The 20498-nt window shown below is 62.0% G+C and carries 17 protein-coding genes; 12 read left to right on the top strand and 5 right to left on the bottom strand.

Annotation, left to right across the window (positions count from 1 at the left end; translation table 11 throughout):
• Window positions 1–47: 47 nt before the first annotated feature.
• From mgrA to epsC, 4 genes are all read right to left on the bottom strand, one after another.
• Window positions 48–1085, bottom strand: a complete 1038-nt coding sequence (mgrA, locus tag V3W40_RS23105) for an L-glyceraldehyde 3-phosphate reductase (protein ID WP_092489293.1) — start codon at window positions 1083–1085, stop codon at window positions 48–50.
• Window positions 1086–1193: 108 nt separating this feature from the next.
• A complete protein-coding gene (locus V3W40_RS23100; protein WP_330215696.1) occupies window positions 1194–2543 on the bottom strand; it encodes an OprD family outer membrane porin in 1350 nt (449 codons plus the stop codon).
• A 158-nt stretch (window positions 2544–2701) separates the two neighbouring features.
• Window positions 2702–4663 (bottom strand): choline transporter BetT, encoded by a 1962-nt coding sequence (gene betT / locus V3W40_RS23095; protein WP_162844283.1) that lies wholly within the window; start codon window positions 4661–4663, stop codon window positions 2702–2704.
• Window positions 4664–5066: 403 nt separating this feature from the next.
• The gene (gene epsC, locus V3W40_RS23090) at window positions 5067–5993 is read right to left on the bottom strand and encodes a serine O-acetyltransferase EpsC (protein WP_330215695.1); all 927 of its coding nucleotides are present in this window, start codon (window positions 5991–5993) and stop codon (window positions 5067–5069) included.
• A gap of 166 nt (window positions 5994–6159) precedes the next feature.
• On the opposite strand from epsC, the gene V3W40_RS23085 reads away from it, so the two are divergent.
• From V3W40_RS23085 to V3W40_RS23030, 12 genes are all read left to right on the top strand, one after another.
• Complete coding sequence (locus V3W40_RS23085; protein WP_065948523.1) at window positions 6160–7155, top strand: D-cysteine desulfhydrase; 996 nt, start codon at window positions 6160–6162, stop codon at window positions 7153–7155.
• 384 nt (window positions 7156–7539) lie between these two features.
• A complete protein-coding gene (gene tcyJ / locus V3W40_RS23080) occupies window positions 7540–8334 on the top strand; it encodes a cystine ABC transporter substrate-binding protein (RefSeq protein WP_027607832.1) in 795 nt (264 codons plus the stop codon).
• Window positions 8334–8999 carry a cystine ABC transporter permease gene (gene tcyL / locus V3W40_RS23075; protein WP_032884921.1) on the top strand — a complete coding sequence of 222 codons (666 nt, stop codon included), beginning with the start codon at window positions 8334–8336 and terminating at the stop codon, window positions 8997–8999. Before tcyJ ends, tcyL begins: the two co-directional genes overlap by 1 nt.
• Window positions 9000–9002: 3 nt before the next feature.
• A complete protein-coding gene (tcyN, locus tag V3W40_RS23070; RefSeq protein ID WP_027607834.1) occupies window positions 9003–9749 on the top strand; it encodes an L-cystine ABC transporter ATP-binding protein TcyN in 747 nt (248 codons plus the stop codon).
• Window positions 9750–10054: 305 nt separating this feature from the next.
• Complete coding sequence (locus tag V3W40_RS23065; protein WP_137212723.1) at window positions 10055–10831, top strand: hypothetical protein; 777 nt, start codon at window positions 10055–10057, stop codon at window positions 10829–10831.
• Between the two features lie 187 nt (window positions 10832–11018).
• Complete coding sequence (locus V3W40_RS23060; protein ID WP_065925828.1) at window positions 11019–12260, top strand: SfnB family sulfur acquisition oxidoreductase; 1242 nt, start codon at window positions 11019–11021, stop codon at window positions 12258–12260.
• A gap of 24 nt (window positions 12261–12284) precedes the next feature.
• Window positions 12285–13478: an SfnB family sulfur acquisition oxidoreductase gene (locus V3W40_RS23055; RefSeq protein ID WP_330215694.1), complete on the top strand. Its 1194-nt coding sequence runs from the start codon at window positions 12285–12287 to the stop codon at window positions 13476–13478.
• Window positions 13478–14830 carry an LLM class flavin-dependent oxidoreductase gene (locus V3W40_RS23050; RefSeq protein ID WP_330215693.1) on the top strand — a complete coding sequence of 451 codons (1353 nt, stop codon included), beginning with the start codon at window positions 13478–13480 and terminating at the stop codon, window positions 14828–14830. Before V3W40_RS23055 ends, V3W40_RS23050 begins: the two co-directional genes overlap by 1 nt.
• 145 nt (window positions 14831–14975) lie before the next feature.
• Window positions 14976–15791: a MetQ/NlpA family ABC transporter substrate-binding protein gene (locus V3W40_RS23045; protein ID WP_065941082.1), complete on the top strand. Its 816-nt coding sequence runs from the start codon at window positions 14976–14978 to the stop codon at window positions 15789–15791.
• The gene (locus V3W40_RS23040; protein ID WP_065941081.1) at window positions 15788–16903 is read left to right on the top strand and encodes a methionine ABC transporter ATP-binding protein; all 1116 of its coding nucleotides are present in this window, start codon (window positions 15788–15790) and stop codon (window positions 16901–16903) included. The genes V3W40_RS23045 and V3W40_RS23040 overlap by 4 nt, the downstream gene beginning before the upstream one ends.
• Entirely contained in the window at window positions 16893–17537 is a 645-nt protein-coding gene (locus tag V3W40_RS23035) for a methionine ABC transporter permease (protein WP_016974994.1), read from the top strand. Before V3W40_RS23040 ends, V3W40_RS23035 begins: the two co-directional genes overlap by 11 nt.
• A gap of 39 nt (window positions 17538–17576) precedes the next feature.
• Window positions 17577–18203: a class I SAM-dependent methyltransferase gene (locus tag V3W40_RS23030; protein ID WP_065925833.1), complete on the top strand. Its 627-nt coding sequence runs from the start codon at window positions 17577–17579 to the stop codon at window positions 18201–18203.
• Window positions 18204–18286: 83 nt separating this feature from the next.
• Here V3W40_RS23030 and V3W40_RS23025 read toward each other — a convergent pair whose 3' ends face one another.
• A complete protein-coding gene (locus tag V3W40_RS23025; protein ID WP_330215692.1) occupies window positions 18287–20461 on the bottom strand; it encodes a glycoside hydrolase in 2175 nt (724 codons plus the stop codon).
• Between the last annotated feature and the right edge of the window lie 37 nt (window positions 20462–20498).

The following is a 20498-nucleotide window of genomic DNA, read 5'->3' as shown; positions in this document are numbered from 1 at the left end:
ATGTGGGAGGGGCTTGCCCCCTCCCACATTGACCCGGCGCTATCAGGTTATTCCGCGCTGGATGGCTTTTCCCACAAGTTGATTCCGCCTTCCTGCGCAAACCGATCGATCTCCGCCAGTTCTTCCGCACTGAAGCTCAAGTTCTTCAACGCGCCGACGTTCTCGATGATCTGCTCCGGCCGGCTGGCGCCGATCAGCGCGCTGGTCACCCGTGGGTCGCGCAAGGTCCAGGCGAGCGCCAATTGCGCCAGGCTCTGGCCACGGCGCTGGGCGATTTCGTTCAGCGCACGTACGTGGGCAAGGTTGGCTTCAGACAGGTGCTTGGCCTGCAACGAACCACCCCCCGGGCGGTTGACCCGTGCGTCGGCCGGCACGCCATTGAGGTACTTGTCGGTGAGCAAACCCTGGGCCAGTGGCGTGAAGGCAATCACTCCGGCGCCGAGTTCTTCGGTGGTGTCCAGCAGGTCTTTTTCCACCCAGCGGTTGAGCAGGTTGTAGGCCGGTTGGTGGATCAGCAGCGGCACCTTCCACTCTTTGAGCAGCGCGGCGATTTCGCGGGTTTTCACCCCGGAGTAAGACGAGATACCGATGTACAACGCCTTGCCCTGTTGCACGGCGGTGGCGAGGGCGCTGGCGGTTTCTTCCAGGGGCGTATCGGCATCAAAACGGTGGGAGTAGAAAATGTCCACGTAGTCGACGCCCAGGCGTTGCAGGCTCTGGTCCAGGCTTGCCAGCACGTATTTGCGTGAGCCGCCGCCCTGGCCGTAAGGGCCCGGCCACATGTCCCAGCCAGCCTTGCTGGAGATGATCAATTCGTCGCGGTAGTGCTTGAAGTCTTCGCGCAGCAAACGACCGAAGTTGATCTCGGCGCTGCCGTAGGGTGGGCCGTAATTGTTGGCCAGATCGAAGTGGTTGATGCCCAGGTCGAACGCGGTGCGCAGCAGGGCGCGCTGGGTGTCGATCGGGGTGCTGTCGCCAAAGTTGTGCCACAGCCCCAGGGACAGTGCCGGCAGCACCAGTCCACTGCGGCCTACGCGGCGATACGGGATAGATTCATAGCGGTTTTCGGCAGCAATGTAAGTCATCGAATCCTCTCTTGGACGTAGGCAAATAAGGCCTGGGAATAACGATATTCCCAGGCCTTTTAACCAGCTGAATCGCTTAAGTCTGCCCTTCCGTTTTACAGCAATTTCCTACCAGAGTGGAACGACATAGCTGACATAGAAGCGGTTTTCATCCTGCACGGTGGCACCGGTAATGTCCGGACTGGCGTGGGCGTTTTTCCACGTGACGCCAAGGCCTTTGAGGGTACCGGTCGGCACTTGATACGCCACCGCCACGTTTCGCTCCCATTCGCTGGTGGTGCCCTGGGCGGTGCGGATGTCATCGCCGTGGGCGTAGGCGGCGGAGAACGTCAGGCCGTTGAGGCCGAGTTTGCCCAAATCATATCTGTACTGCGCCAGCCAGGTCCGTTCGCCGGCATGCTGGAATTTGTTCAACTGCATGTTGGTCAGCGCCGGGGTGTCGGCACCCGAGCCTGGGCCTTGGCGCGCGTCACCGCTGTTAAGGCCGGAGTCGAGGTACGGGAAGTCGCTGTCGCCGCTGTTTTTCTGGATGCCCAGGCCGACGGTATGGCCGTCCAGGCTGTAGCTTTCCAGCAGGCTGACGGTGGACTGGTTGATGCGGCCCTTGTTCACGCCGTCGCCATACAGGCCCGCTGCGGCAAAGTCCTTGTCGCCGTCGGCGTTGCCGCCCACACCCAGGCTGCGGAACACGCGCACGTCGGTATCGATCGCACCGACCGACAAGGCGTCATGGCGCTTGGCACCGAGGAAAAACTGCTGGTAGTAGTCCTCAAGGTTGGAGTACCACAGGCTGACAGTGGTGTTCTGTATCCCGGTGTAATCCGCACCGCCGAACAGGAAGCGGTCGCTCTCTTTGGTCCCGCCAGCGGTGATCATGCCCTGGTCGCCGGTTTCGTTGCGGATCTTGGTCTTGAAGATATCGCCGCCGGTGAAGGTGAAGTCGCTGAGATCCTTGGACACCAGTTGCACACCGGTATTGGTCTGCTGGTAAAGGCGCCCGTCCGTGTTGGCGAGTATCGGGTTGTTACCGTACAGCGTACCGACGCGCAACTCATCCTTGGCAAAGCGCATCTTGAACGTCGGGCTGAGCACGCCGAACTGATCGGCGGATTTGCCGTTGTCCAGTGGGAACATGCTGCCGGGGTAGCGGCCCTGGTGATCCTTGTCGTTGAGGTCGCCGCCGGAGTCCAGTTTCAGGCCGTAGAACGCCTGTAGATCGAGGCCGAAGCCCACCGGCCCCTCGGTGTAGCCGGACTTGAAGTTGAACTCGAAACCCTGGCCCCAATCCCGAATGCTATGGGCCTTGGCATTGCTGCCCACCACGTCCCGTCCCTGCTGGTTGAGATAGCGGTTGAGCAGGGTCACGTCGGCGTGGCTGTCATCGATAAAATCGGCGTGGGCGGACAGCATAAAGCTCGCCATGGCGGCTCCCACCACAGGGCTTAAAAACGTCTTCATGGGTACCGGTCTCCGTCACTGTTCTGAAATGAAAGCGTCAAACGCTTCACACAATTACGCAGTGGCCAGATGACAGTTACGCGTCAAAACAGCGTCTTGACGGATGAAATTAAGTTTAAGAAAGCCCCGTAGAACGGGGCTTTGCGGGGAGTTTAACGTCAGCGCACCAAGTGCAGGAACTGCAGGTGGCGCTCGTACTGGTCGAGGATGTCGTTGATGATCTGCTCCTTGGTGTAGCCCACCAGGTCGTAGTCCTGACTGCCCTCGCTCAGGTGCACTTCCGCGCGGTAGTAGCGGCGATTGTTGAGCTGCTTGGAACCCATGCCGCCGCGTGCAAATGAGGGCGTGAAATAGCCGCGCATCTGCACCTGGTACACGAACGGATGCTCTTCGCCGTGACCGATTTCCAGGCTGACGCTGTCGTTGGACGGGTCCGGCTGGGTGACGACGTTGAGGCCTTTTTCGACAAACACCGCCGTCACTTCTTCGATCGCCGGACGCACCGTGGTCTCAAGGAACCGGTACACCTCGTCCCTCGACGGGAAATGCACGGCCTGGCTCAAACGCTGGCGCCAACCGCCGGTGCCCTTGCGGGAGCCCGACACCGGCGCCAGCGAATGCAACTGCGCAATCTGCTTTTGCGACTCGAGGTAGAAGGCCTTGTGCAGCCCCCACATCATCAGCAGCAGGATCAGCGAGAACGGCAACGAGGTCAGCACCACCGCCGATTTCAGCGAATCAATACTGCCGGCAAACAGCAAGGCACTGGTGACCAGCGCGGTCATCGCACCCCAGAACACCCGCAGCCATTTCGGCCCGTCTTCATCGGCGTTGCCGCCTTTGGACGAGAGGGTGGACAGCACTACGGTGCCCGAGTCAGCGGAAGTTACGAAGAATACGAAGCTGATGAACACCGTGACCGCGATCACCGTCTTGCTCCACGGGTAGGTTTCCAGCAGCAGGTAGAGGCTCATCGACGGATCATCGATGGCCGACTGGCCGAGTGCAGTCATGCCGTGGTTGAGCACCTGGTCGATGGCGCTGTTGCCGAAAATCGACATCCACGCCAGGGTGAAACCCAGCGGGATCAGCAGCACACCGAACACGAATTCGCGGATGGTCCGGCCACGGGAAATGCGCGCGATAAACAGGCCTACGAATGGCGACCATGCAATCCACCAGGCCCAGTAGAACACCGTCCAGCCGCCCAGCCAGTCGCTCGGTTTGTCGTAGGCGTACACATCGAAACTCTTGGTCGGCAATGCGCCCAGGTAGTCACCAATGTTCTGGATCAGGGTATTGAGCAAGTGCTGGGTCGGCCCGGCGAACAACACGAACAGCAGCAGCGCGCAGGCCAGCAGCATGTTGATATCGGACATCACCCGCACGCCCTTGTCGACGCCGGCCACGGCGACCAGGATCGCCGCGCCCATCATCAGGGTGATCAAGCCGACCTGGATCCACTGGGTGTGGGCAACGCCGAACAGGTAGTCGAGGCCGGAATTGAGGTGCAGTACGCCAAAGCCCATATCGGCACCCAGGCCGAACACCGTGGCAATGATGCCGAAGCCATCCACCGCATAGCCGATAGGGCCATTGATGCGCTTGCCGATCAGCGGGTACAGCGCCGAGCGCAACGCCAGCGGCAGGTTATGCCGGTAGGCGAAATACGCCAGCGCCATGCCGACAAATGCAAACACGCCCCAGCCGTGCAGGCCCCAGTGCAGGAACAGCACCTGCATGGCCTGGCGCGCGGCGTCGGCATTCATGGCCTCGCCCTGGGGCGGTTGCACCAGGTGCGTCAGCGGCTCGGACACGCAGAAGAAGAACAACGTGATGCTGATCCCGGCGGCGAACAGCATGCCGGCCCAGGACAGGTAACTGAATTCGGGCTCGTCGTGGTCGGCACCGAGTTTTATCTTGCCGTAGCCCGATAGCGCGGTGACCACCACGAAGACCAGATACAGGGTCATCGCCAGCATGTAGTACCAGCCGACCGTGTTGGCCGCCCAGTTTTGCGCCGCCAGCAACCAGGCCCCGGCCTGTTGCGGGATAGCGATGACAGTGATGCCGAAGAGCAAGATGAAGGTGGCGGCAAAGTAGAAGACCGGCGCATTCATGCGCACCAGGCCGCTGGATGGGGTGGACGATGCACTCATGAACGATGCACCCCGAGGGTGAGGGATGTGGCTGTATAAAACGGACTCAGCAAAGGTAAGCCTCCTGTTGTGAGCGGGCAGCGAACCACCGGGTTTAACTTGAACGAACGTTCAAGTTAAACATAGGTAGGCGGTCTGGGACTAATCGCAGGGCTGAGTGGTAGATAATTCCTACACTAGCTCAAGGATTGGTATGACGGGTGGAAGAGGTAAATCGTTCAGTGATTGCGGGGTAAATCTGGAATGAGGCTAACAATGTGGGAGGGGGCTTGCTCCCGATGGCGGTGTGTCAGTCAATGGATGTACCAACTGACACTCCGCTATCGGGAGCAAGCCCCCTCCCACAGGGGATCTGCGTAGGGCTCTACTTCTGCGCACCGTCGTCATGCTGCAGATTCGCCTGCGTAATATTCGCCCCCGCCGGCACACTGCGGGTCAGCCACACATTGCCGCCAATGGTCGACCCCTTGCCGATGGTGATGCGTCCGAGAATCGTCGCCCCGGCATAGATCACCACGTCGTCCTCGACAATCGGGTGGCGCGCATGGCCCTTCTGCAGTTGCCCATCTTCATCCGCCGGGAAGCGCTTGGCCCCCAAGGTGACGGCCTGATAGATGCGCACCCGCTCGCCGATGATCGCGGTTTCACCGATCACCACGCCCGTGCCGTGGTCGATGAAGAAGCTCGGGCCGATCTGCGCGCCGGGGTGGATATCGATGCCGGTGGCCGAGTGGGCGATTTCCGCGCTGATCCGTGCCAGCAGCGGCAAGCCGGCGCGGTACAGGTGGTGGGCCAGGCGATGGTGAATCACCGCGAGGATCCCCGGGTAGCACAACAGCACTTCATCCACGCTGCGCGCGGCCGGGTCGCCGTGGTAGGCGGCGAGTACGTCGGTGTCCAACAGGCTGCGCAGGGACGGCAAGGCCAGGGCGAAATCCTGGATCAGCCGGATGGCATGGGCGTCGATCTGGCTGTCATCCTCGCCGCCCTGGCGCGCGGCATAGCGCAACTCCAGGCGCGCCTGGACCAGCAAGGCATTCAGGGCGACGTCGAGGGTATGGCCGACGTAGAAATCTTCACTTTCTTCACGCAAGTCCGCCGGCCCCAGGCGCATCGGAAACAGCGCACCGCAGAGGGACTCGAGAATCTGGGCAACGGCTTCACGGGACGGCAATTCGCGACCGCCATGCTCGCCGCTCAAGCGGCCATTGCGTGTTCGCCACTGGTCACGGGCGCTGCGCAGTTGGCTGACGATGGTCTGTAACTGCCAATGGCTGGAACGCTCACTCACGGTATTCACTCCTGACGTAATGGCCATCACTTTACGGTATCCACCCTGGCCGCCCTTAAGAACCAATGGTGTGATGCTAAGAACCATCAGGCATAAGCGATTCACGGTTGCCCGATGAAAAGTGCCTGCCTATAGTCGCTCCATCCCTTAGCCACCGTGCGTAGCCATGATCAAGCAACAGCTCGACCGTTTTAACCGCCTGGAACTGCTCGGCGGCGCCACCGCCCTGGAAAAACTCGAACGGCTGTCGACCTGGTTGGGACGCGACATCTACGTCAAGCGCGACGACACCACGCCGCTGGCCATGGGTGGCAACAAGCTGCGCAAACTCGAATACCTGGCAGCCGATGCCATCGCCCAGGGCGCCGACACCCTGGTGACCGCCGGCGCGATCCAGTCCAACCACGTACGCCAGACCGCCGCCCTCGCCGCCAGGCTCGGCCTGGGCTGCGTCGCCCTGCTGGAAAACCCCACCGGCACCGAAGACCCCAACTACCTGGGCAACGGCAACCGCCTGCTGCTGGAGTTGTTCGACGCCAAGGTAGAGTTGGTGGAAAACCTCGACAACGTCGACGACCAACTCAACGCCCTTGCCGATCGCCTGCGCAGCAACGGCAAGAAGCCGTACCTGGTGCCTATCGGCGGTTCCAATGCCCTCGGCGCCCTCGGTTACGTGCGCGCCGGCCTGGAGCTGGCCGCACAGATCGAAGACAGCGGTATCGAATTCGCCGCCGTGGTGCTGGCCTCCGGCAGTGCCGGCACCCACAGCGGCCTGGCCTTGGCATTAAGCGAAGTACTGCCGCAGTTGCCCGTGATCGGCATCACCGTATCGCGCACCGAAGAAGCGCAGTTCCCGAAAGTCCAGGGCCTGGCCGAACGCACGGCCGAGTTGCTCGGTGTGGACATCCCCGACGCGTTCAAGGTGATCCTGTGGGACGAGTATTTCGGCCCCCGTTATGGCGAACCCAACGCCGGCACCCTTTCGGCGGTCAAGCTATTGGCAAGCCAGGAAGGCCTGCTGCTGGACCCGGTCTACACTGGCAAGGCCATGGCCGGCTTGCTGGACGGTATCGGGCGTCAGCGTTTTGAAGACGGGCCGATTATTTTCCTGCATACCGGCGGGGCACCGGCGTTGTTTGCCTATGACTCGGTTTTCAACTGAATAAATGCGGGCCAAATGTGGGAGGGGGCAAGCCCTAATGCCAGTCAGTTAAGGCTTTTTGTAGGAGCGAGCTTGCTCGCGAAAAACTCACAGGCGCCGCGTTCATTCAGGAAGCACGCGTTATCGTTGACGTTTTTCGCGAGCAAGCTCGCTCCTACAGGAGGCGATGTACGCTTAACTGACTGGCATTAGGGCTTGCCCCCTCCCACATTAGACTCAACACATATTCAAAAATAGAATATCAATTGAGTTTAATATTATTTTCAAGTCTTAAAACCCGGCTTTATCATCGCGCCGCAGGCGAAGACGCGCTACGCGCTTTAAGGCAGGATACGACTACCGCGTCACCTGCTTCGCTCAACATAAAAAACACAGGGGCTCTTCATGACTATTTCTGTATTGCGTCGCACGTTGCTGGTTGGCACTTTGGGTCTGGCGCTCGGCGCCGGTTGGCTGGGCCAGGCGGTTGCCGGCGAGCAACTGGGCAACATCAAAAAGGCCGGCGAGATCAAAATCGGCCTGGAAGGCACCTACCCGCCGTTCAGCTTCGTCGATGAAAGTGGCAAGCTCAGCGGCTTCGAAGTCGAGCTGTCCGAGGCCCTGGCCAAAGAGCTGGGCGTGAAGGTCAAGCTGCAAGCCACGCCATGGGATGGCATCCTCGCCGCCCTGGAATCCAAGCGCCTGGATGCGGTGGTCAACCAAGTCACCATCTCCGAAGAGCGCAAGAAGAAATACGACTTTTCCACGCCCTACACCGTGTCCGGTATCCAGGCGCTGGTGCTGAAAAAGAACGTCGACACCATCAAGACCGCCGACGACCTGGCCGGCAAGAAAGTCGGGGTAGGCCTGGGCACCAACTACGAACAATGGCTCAAGGACAACCAACCCAAAGCCATTATCAAGACCTATAACGATGACCCGACCAAGTTCCAGGACCTGCGCATCGGCCGTATCGACGCCATCCTGATCGACCGCCTGGCCGCCCTGGAATACGCCAAGAAAGCCCCGGACACCGCCGCTGCCGGCGACGCCTTCTCCCGCCAGGAAGCCGGTATCGCCCTGCGCAAAGGCGAGCCCGAGCTGCTTGAAGCGGTGAACAAGGCCCTCGACAAGCTGCGCGCCGACGGCACCTTGAAGAAGCTGTCCGAGAAGTACTTCAACGCTGACGTCACTCAATAATGGAAGCAGGTTTCCAACTCGCGCTGGACTCCGCGCCCTTTCTGCTCAAGGGCGCGTATTACACGGTGATTCTCAGCCTTGGCGGGATGTTTTTCGGCTTGCTGCTGGGCTTCGGCCTGGCCTTGATGCGGTTGTCGCGCTTCAAACTGCTGAGCTGGACAGCCCGCGTCTACGTGTCGTTCTTTCGCGGCACGCCCTTGCTGGTACAGCTGTTTCTGATCTACTACGGCTTGCCGCAAGTGGGCATCGAGCTGGATCCGATCCCGGCCGCCATGATCGGCTTTTCACTGAACATGGCCGCCTACGCCTGTGAAATCCTGCGGGCCGCCATCGCCTCCATCGAGCGTGGCCAATGGGAAGCCGCTGCCAGTATCGGCATGACCCGTGCACAGACCCTGCGCCGGGCCATCCTGCCACAGGCAATGCGCACCGCCCTGCCACCGTTGGGCAACAGCTTTATTTCGCTGGTCAAGGACACCGCGCTGGCCGCCACCATCCAGGTGCCAGAACTATTCCGCCAGGCTCAACTGGTGTCTGCGCGCACCTTCGAAATTTTCACCATGTATCTATCCGCCGCCCTGATCTACTGGGTGCTGGCCAGCATCCTGGCGCATTTCCAAAACCGCCTGGAAGACCGGGTCAACCGGCATGACCTGGAGTCTTGAAGCATGATCGTGGTTGAAAAACTGACCAAACAGTTCAACGGCCAGGTGGTGCTCAACGGCATCGACCTGGAGGTCAAGGAAGGCGAAGTCGTTGCCATCATCGGCCCCAGCGGCTCCGGCAAGACCACCTTCCTGCGCTGCCTGAATTTCCTCGAAGAACCCACCAGCGGCCGGATCAAGGTGGGCGACATCCAGATCGACGGCAGCAAACCGCTCAACCAGCAACAAGGCCTGGTGCGGCGCCTGCGCCAGCACGTGGGTTTTGTGTTCCAGAACTTCAACCTGTTCCCCCACCGCACAGCGCTGGAAAACGTCATCGAAGGGCCGACCGTGGTCAAGAAGATGCCCCGTGAAGCCGCTGTTGCCCTTGGGCGCAAGCTGTTGGCCAGGGTCGGCCTGGCGGGCAAGGAAGACGCCTACCCACGACGCCTGTCCGGCGGCCAGCAACAGCGCGTGGCGATTGCCCGCGCGCTGGCCATGGAGCCGGAGGTGATCCTGTTCGACGAACCCACCTCGGCGCTGGACCCGGAGCTGGTGGGCGAAGTGCTGGCGACCATCCGCAGCCTCGCCGAAGAAAACCGCACCATGGTCATCGTCACCCACGAAATGAGCTTTGCCCGTGATGTGGCCAACCGGGTGATCTTCTTCGACAAGGGCGTGATCGTGGAGCAAGGCGAAGCCAAGGCGTTGTTCGCCAACCCCAAGGAAGAACGCACCCGGCAGTTCCTGAGCAAGTTCCTCGCCCACTGATGTGCCGAGGGAGCTTGCTCCCTCATCACACAATCGGCTCCTACAGGAAATCCTCGCCATCCACGCGTAAACCCGCCGTCTCCCTGATCCAAAAACCCCCCGCCCAGTCAGACCCTTCTGAATCTGCTCCAACCCGCCGTTTAGCCTTTTGCCGCCATTGACGCTCCTTGGCCAACCCTCTTATCTAGCGTCCAGAGGATTGGATCCTATCCCGGCTACTCACTGAATCGTTCCTTTCAGCCCACCTGCGCACCCGCGCCGCGGGGCTGGAACGATTGCTGCTGGCTGCATCAAGGAGATTACTTATGACGCGCACTGCAACCCCGGCCCTGCTCACAGCCCCCACCTTGCCCCAGGCTAACCGGCACGGCATCAACGCACTGGCGGCCAGTCAACTGCAGGTGGACATCGCGCCTTACCCCGGCATGGATGAGGGCGACTTGATCGAACTGTTCTGGAACAACTGCTTTGCCGCCTCACGCAGGGTGAGCGCGTGCAAGGTCGGCTCACCGACCCATCTGCGGGTGCCGGAAAGTTTTGTGCAGGACGGCCTGGCCCAGGTGCATTACCAGGTCATGCAAGTCGGTCGTGCACCTGCCCGCTCGGCCGTGAAAGGTGTGTGTGTAAAGACCCGATACCCCGGTGGCCAGCCCTCCCCCCTGTACAGCGACGAAAACCACAACCTCGCCCCCGTCGGTTTGCCCGAGACCATCCGTCGCTACGGCGTCAACGGTCGCCAGGTGCGACGGGGTATTCCGCTGACCATCGCGCCTTACCTGAACATGGCCACGGGCGATGCCATCACCCTGCGCTGGGGAGATGTACGCATGGACCTGCCACGGATCCAGGCCAAGGCCGTCGGGGTGGTCGTGCAGGTGTGGGTGCCTTCGACGGTGATTGTCGAGGCCGGTGATGACAGCCGCCTGGAGGTGACGTACTGCATTCTCGATCGTGTCGGCAACAATTCACGCTGGGCGCCCACGCGCACGTTACGCATTGCCGCCTGCGCGCCGAGCCAGCCGGCCGGGACCGCGCGGGTCTACCAACCACGGCCCCTCGGCTCGCCCTGTGAACCGGGGTGACAGACCTTCTATGCATATTCCCAAAAGTTAGTTTATTTAAATATTTAACACGCTTAGGGTATATGCACCGGACCACCGGACATCTCTGATTTTTCTGTTTTTATTTCATTGAATGCGAGGTCGGTATGGTCAGAATTACCCCGGTGCATAACGCCAGGGCATTACGTGCAGCCAAGGAGCGGCGCTGATGTCTAACTTGGCTCTAACACCCCCCCAGCGTGATCTGGACGTTGCTCCCCTGCTGTTGCCGGCCGCTGTGCTGCGCAACGATGCAGAGGCGCTGCAGGCTGCCCATGAGCTGGCCCAGGCCGCTCGCCTGCACGCCGCCCAGCGTGACCAGCAACGCAAGCTGCCGTGGGCGCAGATCGAACAATTCACCCGCAGTGGGCTGGGCAGTATTTCCATCCCCCGCGAATACGGCGGCCCACAGGTGTCGTACACCACCCTGGCGGAGGTGTTCGCGATCATCAGCGCGGCAGACCCGGCCCTCGGGCAGATCCCGCAGAACCATTTCGGCATCCTGCAGGTGTTGCAGGGCGCCGCCACCGAGCGCCAGAAAGAGCAACTGTTCCAGAGCGTCCTCGACGGCTGGCGCATCGGCAATGGCGGCCCGGAACGCGGCACCAGGAACACCTTGGAGCTCAAGGCGCGCATCACCGCCCAAGGCGACGGTTACGTGATCAGCGGCCAGAAGTTCTATTCAACCGGCGCACTGTTTGCCCATTGGGTGGCCGTGAAGGCGCTGAACGACGACGGCAGGCAGGTCATGGCGTTTGTACGCCGTGGCACCGCAGGGCTGCGCATCGTGGATGACTGGTCGGGCTTCGGCCAACGCACCACCGCCAGCGGCACCGTGCTGCTGGACCGCGTGCCCGTGGACGCCGAACTGGTCGTAGACAACTGGCGTATCGGCGAAAGCCCGACTATCCAGGGCGCCGTTTCCCAACTGATCCAGGCCGCCATCGACGCCGGCATCGCCCGTGGCGCGCTGGATGACACCATCGCCTTTGTGCGGGAGCGTTCGCGCCCGTGGATTGATGCCAAGGTCGAGCGCGCCAGCGATGACCTCTACGTGATCGCCGATATCGGCAAGCTGAAGATCGAACTGCACGCCGCCGAAGCGCTGTTGCGCAAGGCCGGGCAAGTGCTGGACCAGGTCAGCGCCGCGCCGATCACCGCACAGTCCGCCGCGCGTGCGTCGATTGCCGTGGCCGAAGCGAAGGTGCTCACCACTGAAGTGTCGTTGCTGGTCAGCGAAAAACTCTTCGAACTGGCCGGCAGCCGCGCCACCCTCGCCGAATTCAACCTCGACCGTCACTGGCGCAACGCCCGGGTGCACACCCTGCACGACCCGGTGCGCTGGAAGTATCACGCCGTCGGCGCCTATCGCTTGAACGGCACGTTGCCGGCTCGCCATTCCTGGATTTAACCGACCAGACCTCTGGAGAAACTCATGACCTTTTCTCACCGTGTCGCGGTTATCACCAGCGACGAACAAGCCCTTATTGTCGCCAGCGACCTGGCCGAAGACTTGCGCCGCGACAGCGCCCAGCGCGACCGCGAACGCCGCCTGCCGCTGCCCGAACTGGACGTGTTCTCGCGCTCCGGCCTGTGGGGCATCAGTGTGCCCAAGGCGTACGGTGGCGCGGGCGTGTCCAACGTCACCCTGGCCAAGGTCATTGCCCTGATCGCCCAGGCGGATGCCTCCCTGGGCCAGATTCCGCAAAACCATTTCTATGCCCTCGAAGTGCTGCGCGTGAATGGCAGCCCTGAACAGCAACAACGCCTGTACGCCGAAGTACTCGCCGGCCAGCGTTTCGGCAACGCCCTGGCGGAACTGGGCACCAGGACCGCCCACGACCGTGTTACGTCCATCACCCGCGACGGCGACGGCTTCCGCATCACCGGCCGCAAGTTCTACGCCACCGGCGCGATCTATGCCCAGCGCATTCCTACCTCGGTGGTGGATGAACACGGCATCCAGCAACTGGCCTTCGTGCCCCGCGACAGCGAAGGCTTGACGGTCATTGACGACTGGAGCGGCTTCGGCCAGCGCACCACCGGCAGCGGCTCGGTGGTGTTCGATAACGTGTGGGTCGCCGCCCACGACGTGATCCCGTTCCAGAGCGCTTTCGAACGCCCGACCACGGTCGGCCCGCTGGCGCAGATTCTTCACGCCGCCATCGACACCGGCATCGCCCGCGCCGCCTTTGAAGATGCGCTGCACTTTGTGCGCACCAAGACCCGCCCGTGGATTGACTCCGGCAACGACAAGGCCACCGAAGACCCACTGACCCTGAAGAGCTTCGGCCACCTGAGCATTCGCCTGCACGCCGCTGAAGCCTTGCTGGAGCGTTCGGGTGAATACCTCGACCGCGCCCAGGCCGACAGCAATGCAGAGACCGTGGCGGCGGCGTCCATCGCCGTCGCTGAAGTCCGCGCCTTGAGCACCGAGATTTCCCTGGCCGCCGGCAGCACCCTGTTCGAGCTGGCCGGCAGCCAGGCCACCCTCGCCGAGCACGGCCTCGACCGCCACTGGCGCAACGCCCGCGTGCACACCCTGCACGACCCGGTGCGCTGGAAGTACCACGCTGTGGGCAATTACTACCTCAACGCTGAAAACCCGCCACTGCGGGGGACCATTTGATGGCAAAGAAAAAGATCCTGCTCAATGCCTTCAACATGAACTGCATCGGGCATATCAACCACGGTATGTGGACCCATCCACGGGACACGTCCACCCAGTACAAAAGCATCGAGTACTGGACCGACCTCGCGCAAACCCTGGAGCGCGGGCTGTTCGACGGTTTGTTCATCGCCGATATCGTCGGCGTGTATGACGTGTACCAGAACTCCATCGATGTGCCGCTCAAGGAGTCGATCCAGCTGCCGGTCAATGACCCGCTGCTGCTGGTTTCGGCGATGGCCGCCGTGACCCGCAACCTCGGCTTCGGCCTCACCGCCAACCTCACCTATGAGCCGCCGTACCTGTTCGCCCGGCGCATGTCCACGCTCGACCACCTGAGCCGTGGCCGGGTCGGCTGGAACATCGTCACCGGCTACCTCGACAGTGCCGCCAAGGCCATGGGCCTCACCGAACAGGTCGAGCATGACCGGCGCTACGACCAGGCCGATGAATACCTGGAAGTGCTCTACAAACTCTGGGAAGGCAGCTGGGAAGACGACGCGGTGCTCAACGATCCGCAGGCGCGGGTCTACGCGCAGCCGGGCAAGGTGCACAAGGTCGAGCACCATGGCGAGTTCTACCAGGTCGAGGGTTATCACCTGTGCGAACCGTCGCCGCAGCGTACGCCGGTGCTGTTCCAGGCCGGCAGTTCGGACCGTGGCCTATTGTTCGCCGGGCGCCATGCCGAGTGCGTATTCATCAGCGGCCAGAACAAGGCCGCGACCAAGGTGCAGGTGGACAAGGTGCGCGCCAGCGCGGTCGAGGCCGGGCGCAACCCGGATGACATCAAGGTGTTCATGGGGCTGAACGTGATCGTCGGCGCCACCGAAGAACTGGCCTGGACCAAGCACGCCGAATACCTGAGCTATGCCAGCGCAGAAGCCGGCGTGGCGCATTTTTCGGCGTCCACCGCGATTGATTTTTCCCAATACGAAATCGACGAACCGATCCAGTACGTGAAGAGCAACGCGATCCAGTCGGCCACCAAGAACCTGCAAAACAACGACTGGACCCGGCGCAAATTACTCGAGCAGCACGCCCTCGGCGGACGCTATATCACCCTGGTCGGCTCGCCCGAACAGGTCGCCGACGAGCTGGAATCCTGGATCAGCGAAACCGGGCTGGATGGCTTCAACCTGACGCGCATTGTCACGCCGGAAAGCTATGTGGATTTTATCGACCTGGTGGTGCCGGAGTTGCAGAGGCGGGGGTCGTACAAGACCGCCTATGAGCAAGGAACGTTAAGAGAAAAAGTCTTCCAAGGCAGCGCCCGTCTACCCGAACAACACACCGGCTCGACCTACCGCCACTGATTGAAAAATGTGGGAGGGGGCTTGCTCCCGATAGCGGTGTATCAGTCACCGGATTGGTTTGCTGACACTCCGCTATCGGGAGCAAGCCCCCTCCCACAGTGGATCTCCACTGTTTGTACAAATACCTTATGACTGGAAATCGACCATGAAAAAAACACTGCTCTCCCACCCAGTCAAAGCACTGGCCCTGGCCTTCGGGTTGTTCAGCTCGGCGGTGTTCGCCGCCGATGCGCCGTTGAAAATCGGCACCACCGCCGCCTTCGCGATTCCCCTCGAAGCCGCAGTCGCCGAAGCCGGCAAGCAAGGCCTTAAGGTCGAGTTGGTGGAGTTCACCGACTGGATCGCCCCCAACGTCAGCCTGGCCGCCGGCGATATTGACGTGAACTACTTCCAGCACATCCCGTTCCTGGAAAACGCCAAGGCCGCCGCCGGTTTTGACCTGGTGCCGTACGCGCCGGGCATCATCAACAACGTCGGGCTGTATTCGAAAAAGTACAAAAGCATCAACGACCTGCCCCAGGGCGCCAGCGTGGCGATTGCCAACGACCCGATCAACAGCGGTCGCGGCCTGCAACTGCTGGCCAAGGCCGGCTTGATCACCCTCAAGCCGGGCGTGGGCTACAAGGCCACCGAAGAAGACATCGTCAGCAACCCGAAGAAGATCAAGATCCTGCAAGTCGAGGCCGTGCAACTGGTGCGCGCCTATGACGATGCCGACCTGGTGCAGGGCTACCCGGCCTACATCCGCCTGTCCAAGACCTTCGATGCCGAGTCGGCGCTGCTGTTCGACGGCCTCGACCACCCGGAATACGTGATCCAGTTCGTGATCCAGCCAAAAAGCAAAACCGACCCGCGCGTGATCAAGTTCGTCGACATCTACCAGCACTCGCCGGTGGTGCGTGCCGCCCTGGATAAATCCCTCGGCAAGCTCTACCAAGTCGGTTGGGAAGATAAAAAATGACCGCCGCCCACGCTCGACTGCGCGACCTGGGCTCACCGCCCAGGGACGCCGAACAGACAGAACTGCATCCGGACCTGAACCGCGCGCACGTGCGCTTTATCAACCTGGGCAAGACCTACGACGGCGGCGTGCATGCCTTGCAAGGCATCGACCTGGCGATCCAGCACGGTGAAGTGTTCGGTATTATCGGCCGCAGCGGCGCCGGCAAATCCTCGCTGATCCGCACCATCAACCGCCTGGAACAACCCAGCAGCGGGCGCGTGCTGATCGATCAGGTGGACATCGGCGACTTCGACGAAGACCACCTGGTAGCGCTGCGTCGGCGTATCGGCATGATCTTCCAGCACTTCAACCTGATGTCGGCCAAGACCGTGTGGCAGAACGTCGAGTTGCCGCTGAAAGTCGCCGGCGTGCCCAAGCCCCAGCGTGAGCAAAAGGTGCGTGAGCTGCTGGAATTGGTCGGCTTGCAGGACAAGCACAAGGCCTACCCGGCGCAGCTGTCCGGCGGGCAGAAACAGCGCGTGGGCATCGCCCGTTCGCTGGTGCACGACCCACAGATCCTGCTGTGCGACGAAGCCACCTCGGCCCTCGACCCGGAGACCACCCAATCGATCCTCGGCCTGTTGCGCGAGATCAACCGACGCCTGGGCCTGACCATCGTCTTGATCACCCATGAGATGGCGGTGATCCGCGACATCTGCGACCGCGTGGTGGTGCTGGAACACGGGCGCATCGTCGAGCAAGGCCCGGTGTGGCAAGTGTTCGGCAACCCGCAGCACGAGGTCAGCCAGACCCTGCTGGCGCCGCTGCAACATGGGCTGCCTGAAGAACTGCAAAGCCGTTTGCACACCCAGCCTGAATCACCGGACGCCGCCGTGGTGCTGCGCTTGCAGTTCACCGGCAGTGCCAGCGATGAACCGGACCTGGCCGCGCTGTTCAGCGCCCTCGGCGGGCGGGTGCGTCTGCTGCAGGGCGGTGTCGAGCGGATTCAGGGGCACGCCTTGGGGCAACTGCTGCTGGCGGTGAATGGCTCGCCCCATGGCACCGAAGAACTGCGAAACCGCGCTGCGAACTGGGCACAACAGGTGGAGGTGCTGGGCTATGTGGTTTGATCGTTTGGTGCAAGGCGCCATCGACACCTTGTTGATGGTCGGCGTGTCATCGTTGATCGCCTTGCTGGTGGGCATTCCGCTGGCGGTGTTTCTGGTGACCAGCGACAAAGGCGGCATCTACCAGGCGCCGGCGCTGAATCGGGTGCTGGGGGCGTTCGTCAATCTGTTCCGCTCGATTCCGTTCCTGATCCTGATGGTGGCGCTGATCCCGTTCACGCGGCTGATCGTCGGCACCACCTATGGGGTGTGGGCGGCGGTCGTCCCGCTGACCATCGCCGCCACGCCTTTTTTTGCGCGGATCGCCGAAGTGAGTCTGCGCGAGGTCGACCACGGCCTGATCGAAGCTGCCCAGGCCATGGGTTGCCGACGCTGGCACATCATCTGGCATGTGCTGCTGCCCGAAGCGCTGCCAGGGATTGTCGGCGGGTTCACCATCACCCTGGTGACCATGATCAACTCGTCGGCCATGGCCGGGGCGATCGGGGCCGGTGGCTTGGGCGACATTGCCTATCGCTATGGCTACCAGCGCTTTGATACGCAGATCATGCTCACGGTGATTGTGCTGCTGGTGATCCTGGTGGCGGTGATTCAACTCGGCGGCGATCGCCTGGCGCGAGTGCTGAACAAGAGGTGAGGTATAGTCGGGCCATCTCAGCGCCCGGTATTCATCACCATGCCCCTCAAGCCCGACGACCTCGACCAGATCACGTCCACCACCCTCGGCCACTACAACAAGGTGGCCGAGGATTTCCGTGAAGGCACCCGCGATCACGATGTGAGCCAGAACATCGACGCGCTGCTGCGCCATATCCAGGGCTCGGCGCCCTTTACCGTGCTGGATTTCGGCTGCGGGCCGGGGCGGGATTTGCAGACCTTTACGCGCCTGGGGCATATCGCCGTCGGCCTGGATGGTTCCGAGCGGTTTGCGCAGATGGCGCGCGAAGACAGCGGCTGTGAGGTGTTGCAGCAGGACTTCCTCAAGCTGGATTTACCCGCCGAACGCTTTGACGGGATCTTTGCCAATGCAGTGCTGTTTCATATCCCCAAGCAGGAACTGCCCCGTGTGCTCAAGCAACTGCATGGGGCGTTGAAGCCTGGCGGTGTGCTGTTCAGTTCCAATCCACGGGGTGAGAACCAGGAAGGCTGGAATGGGCCGCGGTATGGTTCTTATCACGACTTGAAGGCGTGGCAGGCATTGCTGACGACGGCGGGGTTTGAAGAGTTGGAGCACTACTACCGGCCGGCGGGATTGCCTCGGGATCAGCAGCCTTGGTTGGCCAGCGTTTGGCGCAAGGTTTAAGTCTGGGCAAGCCCACTCCCACATTTGGAATGCATTCCCCTGTGGGAGGGGGCTTGCTCCCGATGACGGACTGCTACACACCACTACTGCACCTGATACACCACCGATGTCCCATCCACCACCGCTGTCACACTCCTCGCCGCAAACCCCTCTCTCGACCCCGTGGAAAAATTCGCCACCAACCGCGTGCCATCGGCAAACGTGGTTTCCTGCACCTGCCGATCCGCCGTCAGCCAGCGAAACCCGGTCATCGCCTGGGTGGCCAGGCGCTCATGCAACGGTCGGAAAAATCGATCCTGGCGCTGGATCAGCGGCAGCCGCGCCTTGAGCGTCGCAGCACTCAGGTGATACAGCGGCGGCACGTTGTAGAGCAGTTGGGTCAGCTCATTTTCAGCCCGTACATTGCTCAGCTTGAGGCTGTCGAACAGCCAGTGATGGGTGGTGATCACCGAGCCATGGAACACCGCCTGATACAGCGGCAGGCGCAGCGTCGGGTCGAAGTAGAGGGTGCGAAACGGCTCGTTCAGCGGCACCGACTTGAAGAACACCGCCGGTTGCTCCGGCGGGTACCAGTTGCCCACGTAGTAGGGCGACTGTTTGTCCTGGGTCATGTCGCGATCCCCCCAGCCCAGCACCGGGGTTTGCATGCCATGGGCGAACAGGATGCCCTGGGCGGTGATGGCGTTGCCGTCTTCGGAGCCGGTCGGCAATTGCAGCGTGGTGTTCAGCCAACGGGCTGCATCGATATTGCCTTCGGCGTTTTGCGCCTGGGTCATCGGTGCGCTGTCGCGGTAACTGTCGAACAGCATGCTGGTGGCGTACGCATCGAGAAACCAGGCGTTGAAGCCGGCAACGGCCTGCACGGCTTTCACCCGCGCCTCCAACAGAGGTCGCACACAGCGCGGGTCGGTGTAGTGGCCGGACTGCTGGAAGCCGGTCTTGGGTGTGCCGTCCTTCAACACGATGGCGCAGTCGCGGTAAGCCTGGCTGCCCAGGTGGGCGGTGGTCCAGTCGGGGTTTTCGGTGGCGGACAACGCGGTTTGGTAGGAGTCGTAGGGCGCCATCAGGTAGCCGGCGTCGACACCGGCGCGGATGGTCTCGGGGTGCCAGAGGCCGCCTTCCCAGCCTTCGCCCAGGGTCAGCATCAAGCGTGGCAGCCCGGCGTCGCGCAGCGTCTGTACCACCTGGCTGCCCCAGGTGCCGGGGCTATCGCGCAGGGCACCGGCAAAGTCCACGGCCAATTCGCGACGCAACTCGCCGTAGCGCGCGGCAAGACGGCTCATATCGGGCTCGTCCACCTGCCAACTCTGCCGGGCCTTCCTATTGATCGCGGCATTGAGGCCGCGTAACAGCACGCTTTGCTCGTAGCGATTCAAGGCGCGGGGCTGCGCCAGCAGCGCTGCGGAGTCCTTGTCCAACAGGCCTCTGAGTTCATGAGCGCGCAAGCGCTGGAGCAACAACGGCCAATCACGCACATCCTCCGGCGCCAGCAGGTCATTGCCCCACAGGTAGACATGGCTGGCGCCCAGCAGCTTTTCAGCCCCAGGGGTTTGCCGCAGCTTGTCTGCCAGGGGTTCATAGCGCCCCTGCTCGACCAGCCATCGGCGATAGCGCTTGGCCCCGGCCAGCGGATCGCTTTCGCCCAGGTGCAACAGCAGGGTCATGGGGGCGGCAGGCCCGAGCGAGGTGAACTCATGGGCCAGCGACAACGCCTGGCCCCGCCAGCGCAGGCGGTTGTTATAGGGATTGGTCAGCAGCCAGTTGAGGGTGAAGGCGCCGTGATCGACGCCCCACAGCGGCAGGCTGAGGTCCTGGGTGGTGTTGATGTCACCCTGCGCCACCAGGAAAGCGTTCCACATGGCATTGCCGGCCGGCACGTAATGCCCTTCGGCCAACGGCCACATCAACCCTCGGCCCATGGCGCTCGGCGGTTGCAGAAGAATCGGCAGCTCACCGGCTTCCCGCGCCGTGATCGACAGCACCAGGTCGCGCTGCTCAAGGCTGGCAGTCACGCGATAGGCACCGTCATCCCATTGCCAACTGGCCTGTTGCGCGTTTTGTGCAAGTTGACTGACAGCACGCGCCGCTACACCGTTGGAGGCCTGCACCTGCGGCTGGCCACTGGGTGTCACACGGATGGCGAGGGTGGCCGGATCGAGTTCGACTCGCCACAACGGGTTTTCCAATACGGTGCCGGCAGAGGCCAGGGGCGACAGGAACAAGCAGCAGATCAGCGAGGTAAGACGCAGACGGTTCATGGCAGGCGACCGTTGAGAGGTGGAGGTCGAAGGGTAA

The sequence above is a fragment of the Pseudomonas sp. AM8 genome (assembly GCF_036346475.1).
Classification (GTDB): domain Bacteria; phylum Pseudomonadota; class Gammaproteobacteria; order Pseudomonadales; family Pseudomonadaceae; genus Aquipseudomonas; species Aquipseudomonas marginalis.
This window is presented reverse-complemented; position numbering and strand designations above follow the sequence as displayed.